Origin of the sequence: Mesorhizobium sp. CO1-1-11 (genome assembly GCF_020164995.1) — a bacterium.
Classification (GTDB): Bacteria; Pseudomonadota; Alphaproteobacteria; order Rhizobiales; family Rhizobiaceae; genus Mesorhizobium; species Mesorhizobium australicum.
In genome coordinates, this window is sequence record NZ_JAIUHE010000018.1 from 59,232 (window position 1) to 71,052 (window position 11,821).

Genomic DNA, 11,821 nt, shown 5'->3' on the forward strand with positions numbered 1-11,821 from the left:
AGCGTGGCGCTTGGCGTGGTATGATGCGGCGATTGCAGGCACGGGGGTGCGGTTCATGAAATCATCGATGCGGTCGCTTTGCCCCAGAAATGCGGTATTGGCGGCAGCGCTGGCTCTGGCAGGCCTGGCCGCGCAGCCGGCAGCGGCCGAGGAGCGGGCGAAAGACCTGTTCGGCGCCGAGAAGCTGCCGACGGCCACCGCCCCGCAATCCTTCGGCTTCTATTCCAAGGGCTGTTTTGCCGGCGGCGTCGCCATTCCCATGGATGGTCCGACCTGGCAGGTGATGCGGCCATCGCGCAACCGCCGCTGGGGCCATCCGGCGATGATCGCGCTGATCGAGAGATTGTCGCGCGACGCCGTCGCCGACGGTTGGCCGGGCCTGTTGATCGGCGACATCGCGCAGCCACGCGGCGGCCCGATGCTATCAGGTCATGCCTCGCACCAGATCGGGCTCGACGCCGACATCTGGCTGACGCCGATGCCCGACCGCACCATGACCAGGGCGCAGCGCGAGACCATGAGCGCCACCTTGATGGTCGACGACAAGACGCATCTTGTGAAAGACGCGCTGTGGACGCCGGCGCACACGCGGCTTTTGAAGCGCGCGGCGAGCTATCCGGAGGTCGAGCGCATCCTGGTCAATCCCGGCATCAAGAAAAAGCTCTGCGACACGGTCAAGAGTGACCGCTCGTGGCTACGCAAGATCAGGCCGTTCTGGGGCCACGACTACCATTTCCACATGCGCATCGGCTGCCAGCCGGGCTCGCCCAATTGCAAGGCGCAGGAAGCAACGCCGGAGGATGATGGCTGCGGCAAGCCGCTGGCCTGGTGGTTCACGCAGGAGCCGTGGCGGCCGAACAAGAACCCGGATGCGCCCAAGGCACGTGACCTGATGACGATGGCCAACCTGCCCAAGGAATGCCGCGCGGTGCTCGACGCGCCGGGACCTGCCTCGGCCGAGGCCGCGACCTATCACGGCGACGCCGTGCCGGTCGCGGTGGCGGTGCCTGAGCCGGAAGCGCCGTCGCTGCCCGCCGTCACGGCAAGCGGCACCGCCGGCCTGCCAAGCGCGGTGAACGCCTTCACCGCGACGCCCGAGGTCGGCGTGCCGGTGCCGCGGCCACGGCCGCCAGCGAAGTGATTGGCGCGCCACCCGCAGGCTCAATCGGTTTAGCCCCCGTTTTCATGAAACAGTGGCCGTTTGGCCGCAGAACCTCTCCCTGCGCGCCACCAGGTCCGAAAACCGTTTCCCTTTTCAAACTCATGCGCTAGTCAACGCAGGAACCGCGAATGCCGTCGCGGGCGCCGGGGGACGGACGAGAGCATGCCAAGCACAGGCGATGACGAGACTTTGCTGCGGTTTCCGATCCTGATCGGCGATATCGGCGGCACCAATGCGCGGTTTTCGATCGTGCTCGACGCCAATTCCGGGGCCGGCGAGCCGATCATCGTCCAGACCGCCAATTACAACACCATCGACGAGGCGATCCAGGCGGCGGTGCTCGACCGCTCGTCGGTCCGGCCAAATTCGGCGGTGCTGGCCGTGGCCGGCCCGGTCGACGGCGATGAGATCGAGCTCACCAACTGTCCCTGGGTGGTCAAGCCGAGGCAGATGTTCGCCAATCTTGGGCTGAGCGACATCGTCGTGCTCAACGATTTCGAGGCGCAGGCGCTGGCCGTCGTGGCGCTTGGCGAAGAGCATATGGAAAAGATCGGCGGCGGCACGCCGGAGCCCAATGCCGGCCGCGTCGTGCTTGGCCCCGGGACCGGGCTCGGTGTCGCCGGGCTGGTCCACGCGCTGCATCACTGGATCCCGGTGCCCGGCGAAGGCGGCCATATGGACATCGGACCGCGCACGCCGCGCGATTTCGAGGTCTTCCCGCATATCGAGAAGCTCGAGGGCCGCATTTCGGGCGAACAGATCCTGTGCGGACGCGGTCTCGTCAACGTCTACCGGGCCGTGGCCAGGGCGGATGGCAAGCCGTCGCCCTTCACCACGCCGGCCGAAGTCACCGGTGCGGCACTGGCCAAGACCGATCCGGTGGCGCAGGAAGCGCTCGAGACCTTCGTCACCTGCCTCGGCCGCACCGCCGGCGACCTGGCGCTGGTGTTCATGAGCCGGGGCGGCGTGTTCCTCACCGGCGGCATCGCGCAAAAGATCGTGCCGGCGCTGAAGGAGGGCAATTTCCGCGCCGCCTTCGAGGACAAGGCGCCGCACAGCGCGCTGATGCGCACCATGCCGGTCTATGTCATCACCCATCCGCTGGCTGCCCTTCTCGGCCTTGCCGCCTATGCCAGGAACCCCTCGCTGTTCGGCGTCCAGACATCGGGCCGGCGCTGGCGCGACGAAGTTAGTCACCCCAAGGCATAGGCAAGCCGGCTGCTTGGCGGTAATAGGGGTGCCGAATTGCCCGGCCACGGGAAGCGAAACCGACAAAGCCCTCTGATTTGACACTTCAAACTCCAAACAAGCTGAAAGCCCGGCCCGGCGAGGTCACAGCGGTGCTGCGCCGCATTCTCGCTGAGAACAGCCACGACTATCGCTGGACTTATGTGATGGTCATCACCTGCTCGCTGATCGTTTCGGGCACGACCGCCTTCACGGCCTGGATCATGGCCCCGATGGTCAACCAGATCTTCTACGAACGGCGTGGCGACGCGATCGTGTGGATCTGCGCAGGCTTCATGGCGGCCTTCCTGCTGCGTGGCTTTGCCGGCTATGGCCAGGCGGTGGCGCTGGCCAAGATCGGCAACAATCTGGTGGCGCGCTACCAGAAGCGCATTTTCGATCACCTGATGAAGCTCGGCGTCGGCTTCTTCAATGATACACGCTCCGGCCGGCTGGCGGCGCAGGTCAACGAAAACGTCGGCGGCATCCGCGACCTCCTGTCCTTGACGCTGACCTCGATCACCCGCGACGCGGTGACGCTGCTCGGCCTGCTCGGCGTCATGGTCTACCAGGATCCGGTCCTGTCGCTCAGTTCGCTGCTGATCGGACCGCCGCTGATCTGGGCCGTCGTCTACCTCACCCGTCGCGTGCGGCGCATTACCCGCGAATCCGTGCTGATCAATTCGCGCCTGATCGGCGCCGTGCAGGAAGCCACGCAAGGCATCGCCATCGTCAAGGCCTTCACCATGGAGGACGAACTGTCCGGCCGCATCGGCAAGCTCGCCAGCGACGCCGAACAGCGCTCGAACAAGATTGCCCGCGTCTCCGAACGGCTGTCGCCGATTTCCGACATGCTGGCCGGCTTCGCCGTCACCTCCGTCATCGCCTATTCCGGTTACCGGGCTCTGGTTCTCGGGCAGCCGCCTGGCGCGGTCTTCTCCTTCATCACGGCGCTGATCCTGGCCTATGATCCGGCGCGCCGCTTGGCACGCATGCAGGTCGGCATGGAACGGGCTCTGGTCAATGCACGCATGATCTACGAACTGCTCGACCTCGAGCCGAAGCAGGGCGACGCGCCTGGCGCTACCAAGGCAAACTTCACCACGGGCGAAGTGCGCTTCAACAACGTGTCCTTCCGCTATGTCGAAGAGACGCCTGTCCTTCAGGACCTCAGCTTTGTCGCCGCCGCCGGCAAGATGACCGCCGTCATCGGCGCCTCCGGTGCCGGCAAGACCACACTGGTGGCGCTGCTGCAGCGCTTCTACGACGTCGAGAGCGGTACGATCGAGATCGATGGCCAGGACATTTCCAAGGTCACCAAACAGTCGCTGCGCGGCTCGATAGCCTATGTCTCGCAGGCGCCCTATCTGTTCGAGGGCACCATCCGCGACAACATCCGCTATGGCCGCCCCTCGGCCACCGATGCCGAGATCGAGCAGGCCGCGCGACTGGCCGCGGCCGACGAGTTCATCCGCCAGCAGCCGCAAGGGTATGACACGCCGGTCGGCGAGAATGGCGCCACGCTTTCCGGCGGCCAGCGCCAGCGCGTGTCGATTGCCCGCGCCATTGTGCGCCAGGCGCCGATCCTGCTGCTCGACGAGGCGACATCGGCGCTCGACAACGAGGCCGAAGCGCGCGTCCAGCAGGCGCTCACCAAGGTCATGGAAGGGCGCACCACCATCGTCATTGCGCACCGCCTGTCCACCGTGGTCAATGCCGACCACATCATCGTGCTGGAACAGGGCCATCTGGTCGAAGAGGGCACGCATGCCTCGCTGATGGCCGACCCGCACAGCGTCTATGCCCGTTTCCACCGGATACAGGGCGTCAAGGGCCTGGGGCTTGTCGACGACAGCGCCCCGGCCGAGAGTTCGGTTCAGGAACTAGAGACCCGGGACATCGCCGGGAGCACGCCATGAGCGAGACCACATCAGGCGAGCCGGCCGGCGATATGGGCCTTGTGGTGGCCGGCGCGGCCGGTCGCATGGGCCAGACGCTGATCCGCGCCATCCACGCCATTCCGGGCGCCCGCGTCATCGGCGCGGTCGAGCGCCCGGATTCGCCTCACCTGGGCAAGGATGCGGGGGAACTCGCCGGCGTCGGCCGCATCGACGTGGCGATCGGCAGCGATCCGTTGCCGGTCTTCGCCAGGGCCGACGGCGTGCTCGATTTCACCACCCCGGCCTCGACGGTCGAGTTCGCCGGTTACGCGGCGCAGGCGCGCATCGTCCATGTCATCGGCACGACAGGCTGTTCGGCCGACGACAACGCGAAAATCGCTGCCGCCGCCCGCCACGCGACCATCGTCAAGTCGGGCAATATGAGCCTCGGCGTCAATCTGCTGGCGGTGCTGGTCGAACAGGCGGCACGCGCGCTCGACGCCGACGATTTCGACATCGAGATCCTCGAAATGCACCACAGGCACAAGGTCGACGCGCCTTCGGGCACCGCGCTTCTGCTCGGCGAAGCGGCCGCCGCCGGGCGCGGCATCGCGCTGGCCGGCAATGATGTGCGTTCGCGCGACGGCCATACGGGTGTGCGACAAACCGGCTCGATCGGTTTTGCCACGTTGCGCGGTGGCTCGGTGGTTGGCGACCACAGCGTGATCCTGGCCGGCACCGGCGAGCGCATCACGCTGTCGCACCATGCCGAGGACCGCGCCATCTTCGCCCGCGGTGCCGTCAAGGCCGCACTTTGGGCGCATGGCCAGAAGCCGGGACTGTATTCGATGCGGGACGTGCTTGGGCTTGCCTGAAACGACCCTGAACCATCTTCGTTCTTACGCAGGACGGAAAACCACTACACACTTTTCCTGGAATGCCCGGACCCCAGAGGAGCAAAAATGTCGAGAACCCTCGTGCTCGTGCGCCACGGCCAGAGCGAATGGAACTTGAAGAACCTGTTCACCGGCTGGCGCGACGTCGACCTGACGGAGCAGGGCCATGCCGAGGCCAAGGCCGCCGGCCAAAAACTCAAGGCGCGCGGCCTGAAGTTCGATATCGCCTTCACCTCGGCGCTGATCCGGGCGCAAAAAACCTGCCAGCACATTCTCGACGCGGTCGGCCAGAGCGACTTGCAGACCGTTCGCGCCCAAGCGCTGAACGAGCGCGACTATGGCGACCTCTCCGGCCTCAACAAGGACGACGCGCGCCAGAAATGGGGCGAGGAGCAGGTGCATGTCTGGCGCCGCTCCTATGATGTGCCGCCGCCCGCCGGCGAAAGCCTGAAGGACACCGGCGCCCGCGTCTGGCCCTACTACCTGCACGATCTGCAACCGCATGTGCTGCGCGGCGGCACGGTGCTGGTCGCCGCCCACGGCAATTCGCTGCGCGCGCTGATCATGGCGCTGGACGGCAAGTCGGGCGAGGAGATCGTCAAGCTGGAACTCGGCACCGGCGTGCCGGTGATCTACCAGCTCAACGCCGATTCGACCGTGGCTTCGAAGGAAGTGCTGGAAGGCTAAGCCGGCAAGCGAGCAGCGGGTTTAAAAAAGCGCGTTGACAGCAATCGCTTGCCCGCTTATTGAGCCCGCACCAGCCCAGATGGCGGAATTGGTAGACGCGCACGGTTCAGGTCCGTGTTCCGCAAGGAGTGGAGGTTCGAGTCCTCTTCTGGGCACCAAATTCCCGTTTCGAACCATTCGATCGGTTCAGAAACCCTGAGAAAAAGCCCGGTTCGTCCGGGCTTTTTTCTTGCCCGATGACCTGCCCTCCTGGCCAGTCCCCGAACAAACCGCTTCAAACCGCGCGCCCCCTTCGCTACGCTCGCGACCATGTCTCAATCCAGCACCGCGATCTTCGGCGCCCGCCGCGACCAGGCTTTTCCCGTCCTCGCCGAGGCGGACATCGAGCGCATGCGCCGGTTCGGCGAGGCCAGTGCCTATGCCGCCGGCGAGCACATTTTCGAGGCCGGCGATGTGTCCCCGGGACTGATCGTGGTGCTGGCGGGCAAGGTCGATATCACCCAGGACGGCAAATTTGGCCGGCGCGAGACGATCGTCACGCATGGCCCGGGCAGCTTCGCCGGCGAGCTGGCGCAGCTTTCGGCCCGTCCGTCGCTGGTCAATGCCCAGGCGGCCGAGCCGGTCGAGGCGTTCGTCATCTCGTCGCAGCGACTGCGCGACCTGATGGTGCAGGAGGCCAATCTCGGCGAGCGCATCATGCGGGCGCTGATCCTGCGCCGCGTCGGGCTGCTCGAGAGCGGCACGATCGGTCCCATCATCGTTGGACCTGCCGACAATGGCGACGTCCTTCGCCTGCAAGGCTTTCTCGCCCGCAGCGGCCAGCCGCACCGCGTGCTCGATTCCAAAACCGATCCTTGCGCGAAGACCCTGTTCGAGCACTTCCAGGTCGATCCCCACCACCTGCCGGTCGTGCTGTGCCCGAATGGCAGGCTGCTGCTCAATCCGGCGGAGAAAGACCTCGCCCGCTGCATTGGCCTGCTGCGGCCGGTCGACGCCAGCAAGGTCTATGACGTCGCCATAGTCGGCGCAGGACCGGCTGGTCTGGCGGCGGCGGTCTACGCGGCCTCCGAAGGGCTGTCGACCATCGTGCTCGATTGCCGTGCCTTCGGCGGCCAGGCCGGCGCCTCAGCGCGCATCGAGAACTATCTCGGCTTCCCCACCGGCATTACCGGCATGGCGCTGATGGCGCGCGCCTACAACCAGGCGCAGAAATTCGGCGTTGAGATGGTCATTCCCGACGAGGTGAAGCTGTTCGGTGCCGCCGACGACGGCGCGCGCTACCAGCTCACGGTCGGCGACGGCGAGACGGTGCGCACGCGCTCGGTGGTGATCGCCAGCGGCGCGCGCTATCGCCGCCTCGATGTCGCCAATCTCGCCGAGTTCGAGGGTACCTGCGTGCATTATTGGGCCTCGCCCATCGAAGCACGGCTTTGCGGCGGCCAGGAAGTGGCGCTGGTCGGCGCCGGCAATTCGGCCGGCCAGGCGGCCGTCTACCTGGCCAGCCAGGTCAGGAAAGTAGCGCTGCTGGCGCGTGGCGGCAGCCTCGAGGCCTCGATGTCGCGTTACCTCGTCGAGCGCATCAGGGCGCAGCCGAACATCGAGGTGCTGACCGGCGCCGAAATCGAGGCGCTGGACGGCGAGGCAGGCAATCTCGCCACGGTACGCTGGCGCGACCGCTCGAGCGGCGCCTCGACGACGCGGCCGATCCGCCATCTCTTCCTGTTCATCGGCGCCGACCCGAACACCGATTGGCTCGCCCAATCCGACGTGGCGCTGGATGCCAGGGGTTTCATCCGCACCGGATCGGACATAGCATCGGCCCATGGCGTGATGGAGACCAGCCGCAGCGGCGTGTTCGCCATCGGCGACGTGCGCTCCGGCTCGGTCAAACGCGTCGCGGCGGCTGTCGGCGAGGGCGCCCAGGTGGTGGCGGCGCTGCATGCATTTCTTGCGCGGGACGGCAGCCAGGCCGGCGCGCCTCAAGTATGATCCCGAAAAGTGGGAAACCAGTTTTCGGAAAAGATCATGCTTCGAATGAGAGATAGGTCGGGAGAGTGTGATGGCGGATGAATGCAAGCACGCCGCTGGGATCAAGGACGTGACGCCGAGCGCGCTCGGCTGCGAGGAGTGCCTGAAGAGCGGCTCGTGGTGGGTGCATCTGCGGCTCTGCCGCACCTGCGGCCATGTGGGCTGCTGCGACGACTCCCCCCACCGCCACGCCACCAAGCATTTTCACGCCACCAGCCATCCCGTCATAGAGGGTTACGACCCGCCGGAAGGCTGGGGCTGGTGCTACGTCGACGAGGTTTTTCTGGACCTCGGCGACCGCACCACCCCGCAGAACGGCCCGATCCCGCGCTTCTATTGAATGCTGCGAAGAGCAGGGGGAAAGCGGGTTCGGCCTGATTTATCGCACCGAGCCCGTAACAGTTCGGTCGACATCCGGAACGGACTTGCGATCGTTGCCGGCAAGGGCAGCGATGAGCAGCAGGCTGGCCACGACCGGAACGAACAGCACGGCGATGCGGGCCTGTACATGAAGGATGGCGCGCCATTCGCTGCGCTTGTCGGGGCTGTCGCTCATCATACTCACTTTGCCATGGACCCCCCCGCGAGGTCACATAGCCGTCAACGGTTAAACAACTCCTTCCGACTTCGTTAACGCAGGGTTCAAGCACGAAATTCAGCCGAGCCCGATCCGCCTGCCGCCTTGCCGGAACAACGCCTCGGCGTCCGGCTCGAAGCGAAACGTGGCGATGAAATCGTCGGCGCGGTAATCCGGCAGCGTCTTGCGGATGGCGGCGGCAAAGCCGCGCGCCTCGTCGAGCCGGCCCGCCAGCGCCAGGCAATGCGCGGCGACGGCCAGGATGATGACATGGGCATTTGGCCGCGCCGTCGCCTTCAGCGCCCATTCGGCCGCCTCCTCGAACTGGCCGAGCCGGACATGCGCCATGGCGCGTACCACCAGCATGGCAAACAGAAGCGGATCGAAGGGGCTCAGATGGCGCGAATGGTCGGAGGAGCCGATCGCCGCCCGCGGGTCGCCCGACTGCGAATGGACGAAGGACAGCGCATAGTGGCCGAGCGCGAAATTGGGGCTGAGTTTGACTGCCTGTTCCAGTTCGCCGAGCGAGCCGTCCTGTTCGCCGCGCAGCCACAGCGCCCGCCCCATCGCCCAGTGCGCGGCAGGATTGTGGTCATCGACCAGCAAGCTCTGCCCGGCACTCTCGAAGGCCAGCGCGCTTTCGCGATCGCGGTCGCCCCAGCGCTGGAAGGCATTCTGCCAATGGGTGAAGGACAGGCCGGCATAGGCGCGGGCGAAGGTTGGATCAAGCCGCAGGGCGCTGGCAAAGAAGTGCCGTGCCGTTTCGTTCTCGGCCTGCGTGAAACGGTACATGTGCCAGAGGCCACGATGGTAGGCCTCCCAGGCATTGAGCGAGTTGGGAGCCTTGAGCAGGGCGCGGTTGCGTTCGACCGTCTCGATCTCGGACGAGATCGACGACACGATGCTGTCGCCGATCTCGTCGAGCACGGTGAAGAGATCGTCCGACCGCCGCTCGAAGGTTTCGGCCCAGACGATCCTGGCCGTGCGCACCTCGATCAGCTCGATGTTGACGACCAGCCTGCCGGCCGGGTTGCGCACCGCGCCGGTGGCCACATAGTCGACATTCAGCCGGCGGCCCGCCTCCTCGGGCGCGATGGCTTCCTCGGCCAACGCAAACACCGACCCGCGCGCGATGACGAAGAAATCCCGCAGCTTGGCCAGCCGGGTGATGATGTCGTGTGTGAAACCGTCGGCCGGTCCGCCGCGCGCCTCTCCGGCAAACGGCATCACCGCCAGCGAAGCGTGGCTCGGCTCGGCGGTCTCGGCGACGGTCGGCCCGGCCACCGGCTGCGACACCATGGACAAGCCGGCCGGCCGCTCGCGGATCGCTTGCCAGGCCGCGCGCAGCGGCGCGAAATCCAGTTCTTCCGACCCGAACAGCTGCTCGGCCGCCGCCAGATGTTGCTCGGCCGCGCCGACGGCGCCACGCCGCGCCAGACCGGCCAGCAGCGCCCGGTGCGCGCGCTCCTCGAACGGCGACAGTTCCAGCCATCTGTCGAGATGAGCGACCGCTTCGTCGCAATCCGCCGGCAGGGTTTCGACGAGTCTTTCCAGCACGGCCACGTGCCAGGCACCGAAGCGACGGCGTTGTGCCGTCAGCCAGCTGTTGAAAAGTGGGCTTCGCTCGAGCTCCAGGCCGTCAAGGAACTCGCCGGCGAACAATTTCGCCAGCGCCCGCAGGCGCTCGACACCAAGCGTTGCGATGCCTTCGAAGCCGGCGCGGCTGACCTCCAGCGCATCGACAGGGCAATCCTCGAGATCGAGCGCCACCGTATCGCCTTGTGTGACGACCCGACCCCGTTCCGGCCCGTCCAGAGCGGTGCGCAACTTACTAAGGCACCAGCGCAGCTCGCCACGCGGATCGTTGGGCACATCCCACAAAAGCTCGCACAGGCGGGAGCGGCCGACGGGGTGCGGCGCCAGCGCCAGATAACCCAACAGCGCCCGCAGCTTGCGCGAGCCCGGCAGGGTGGCTGGCACTTGGTCGCGTGTGATCGCCAGCGTTCCGAGCAGGCGCACGGACGGGGCCGTTGCCCTGCCGTCCCGCCTCGCCTGTGCGGTTTCCACGTCGGTTTCCACGCCTGTTCCCACGTTGGCCTGTCGGCCCTTACTCTATCACAGACCCGACACGGCGCATCCGGTGGCGATGCTTTCGCGCCCGATGTCACCTTTGCCGTATGAGCGGCACGTCATATCGCGGCAAGGTGTCGAAACCTCGCCGCCCAGGCCGCCGGTTTGTAACCGGCCCGTGAGAACACGATCGAGGAGATCGACGATGTTGAACAAACAACAAATCAGAACCACCGCGGGGCGCGGCCGATTGTTCGACGGCATCCTGGACACCGTCGGCGACACGCCGGTTGTGCGCATCAACAATCTCGCACCGGCCCATGCGACCATCTACGTCAAGGCCGAGTTCTTCAACCCGGGCGCCTCGGTGAAGGATCGGCTGGCGCTCAACATCATCGAAGAGGGCGAACGCAGCGGCGCGCTGAAGCCCGGCCAGACCGTGGTCGAGGCGACCAGCGGCAACACCGGCATCGGGCTTGCCATGGTCTGCGCGCAGAAAGGCTATCCGTTGGTCGTTACCATGGCCGACAGCTTTTCCGTCGAGCGCCGCAAGCTGATGCGCATGCTGGGCGCCAAGGTGGTGCTGACGCCACGCGCCGAAAAAGGTTTTGGCATGTACAAGAAGGCGGTCGAACTGGCCGAGGCCAATGGCTGGTTCCTTGCCCGCCAGTTCGAGACGGCCGCCAATGCCGCCATCCACGAGTCGACGACCGCGCGCGAAATCATAAACGATTTCGCCGGCTCGCGGCTCGACTGCTTCGTGACCGGCTATGGCACCGGCGGCACGGTCGTCGGCGTGGCGCGGGTCTTGCGCCGCGAACGGCCCGACACCCGCATCGTGCTCTCGGAACCAACCAACGCGCAACTGGTCGGCAGCGGCAAGGCGCAGCAGCGCGGTGCCGATGGCGCGCCAGCCGCCAGCCACCCGGCCTTCGAGCCGCATCCCGTCCAGGGCTGGACGCCGGACTTCATCCCCAACGTGCTGCAGGAGGCGATCGACGCCAGCCTCTATGACGAGGTGATGCCGATCGCCGGTCCGGAGGGCATCAAATGGGCGCGGGCGCTGGTGCGGAAGGAAGGCATCTTCACCGGCATTTCCGGCGGCGCCACCTTCGCCGTCGCGCGCCAGGTCGCCGAGAAGGCGGCGGCCGGATCGGTGATCCTGTGCATGCTGCCCGACACGGGCGAGCGCTACATGTCGACGCCGCTGTTCGACGGCGTCGAGGCTGAAATGGATGCCGATGAGCTGGCGCTCTCGCGCTCGACGCCCGGCTGCCAGTTCCCGGCTTGATAG

10 protein-coding genes and 1 tRNA gene are annotated in these 11,821 nt (G+C 66.4%); 9 read left to right on the top strand and 2 right to left on the bottom strand.

What is annotated here, in order from left to right; genetic code table 11:
* Window positions 1-55 precede the first annotated feature (55 nt).
* From mepA to LB554_RS21220, 8 genes are all read left to right on the top strand, one after another.
* Complete coding sequence (gene mepA, locus LB554_RS21185) at window positions 56-1,141, top strand: penicillin-insensitive murein endopeptidase (protein ID WP_140619836.1); 1,086 nt, start codon at window positions 56-58, stop codon at window positions 1,139-1,141.
* A gap of 183 nt (window positions 1,142-1,324) precedes the next feature.
* A complete protein-coding gene (locus tag LB554_RS21190) occupies window positions 1,325-2,371 on the top strand; it encodes a glucokinase (protein WP_015314710.1) in 1,047 nt (348 codons plus the stop codon).
* A 77-nt stretch (window positions 2,372-2,448) separates the two neighbouring features.
* Window positions 2,449-4,308 carry an ABC transporter ATP-binding protein gene (locus LB554_RS21195; RefSeq protein ID WP_224586797.1) on the top strand — a complete coding sequence of 620 codons (1,860 nt, stop codon included), beginning with the start codon at window positions 2,449-2,451 and terminating at the stop codon, window positions 4,306-4,308.
* On the top strand, window positions 4,305-5,144 hold the full coding sequence (dapB, locus tag LB554_RS21200; RefSeq protein ID WP_140619833.1) for a 4-hydroxy-tetrahydrodipicolinate reductase: 840 nt from the start codon (window positions 4,305-4,307) through the stop codon (window positions 5,142-5,144). Before LB554_RS21195 ends, dapB begins: the two co-directional genes overlap by 4 nt.
* 87 nt (window positions 5,145-5,231) lie before the next feature.
* Window positions 5,232-5,852, top strand: coding sequence for a 2,3-bisphosphoglycerate-dependent phosphoglycerate mutase (locus tag LB554_RS21205; protein ID WP_224586798.1), 621 nt, complete (start codon window positions 5,232-5,234; stop codon window positions 5,850-5,852).
* Window positions 5,853-5,925: 73 nt separating this feature from the next.
* Window positions 5,926-6,010, top strand: a tRNA-Leu gene (locus LB554_RS21210).
* Window positions 6,011-6,161: 151 nt separating this feature from the next.
* Window positions 6,162-7,841, top strand: coding sequence for an FAD-dependent oxidoreductase (locus LB554_RS21215; protein WP_224586800.1), 1,680 nt, complete (start codon window positions 6,162-6,164; stop codon window positions 7,839-7,841).
* Window positions 7,842-7,911: 70 nt separating this feature from the next.
* Window positions 7,912-8,220, top strand: coding sequence for a UBP-type zinc finger domain-containing protein (locus tag LB554_RS21220; protein ID WP_224586802.1), 309 nt, complete (start codon window positions 7,912-7,914; stop codon window positions 8,218-8,220).
* A 39-nt stretch (window positions 8,221-8,259) separates the two neighbouring features.
* On the opposite strand, the gene LB554_RS21225 is transcribed toward LB554_RS21220, so the two are convergent.
* Together LB554_RS21225 and LB554_RS21230 are read right to left on the bottom strand one after the other, a co-directional pair.
* Complete coding sequence (locus LB554_RS21225) at window positions 8,260-8,436, bottom strand: hypothetical protein (RefSeq protein WP_023772044.1); 177 nt, start codon at window positions 8,434-8,436, stop codon at window positions 8,260-8,262.
* Window positions 8,437-8,535: 99 nt separating this feature from the next.
* Entirely contained in the window at window positions 8,536-10,536 is a 2,001-nt protein-coding gene (locus tag LB554_RS21230; protein ID WP_224586804.1) for a BTAD domain-containing putative transcriptional regulator, read from the bottom strand.
* A 196-nt stretch (window positions 10,537-10,732) separates the two neighbouring features.
* Here LB554_RS21230 and LB554_RS21235 point away from each other — a divergent pair, with 196 nt between their 5' ends.
* On the top strand, window positions 10,733-11,818 hold the full coding sequence (locus LB554_RS21235; protein WP_224586806.1) for a PLP-dependent cysteine synthase family protein: 1,086 nt from the start codon (window positions 10,733-10,735) through the stop codon (window positions 11,816-11,818).
* Window positions 11,819-11,821 lie beyond the last annotated feature (3 nt).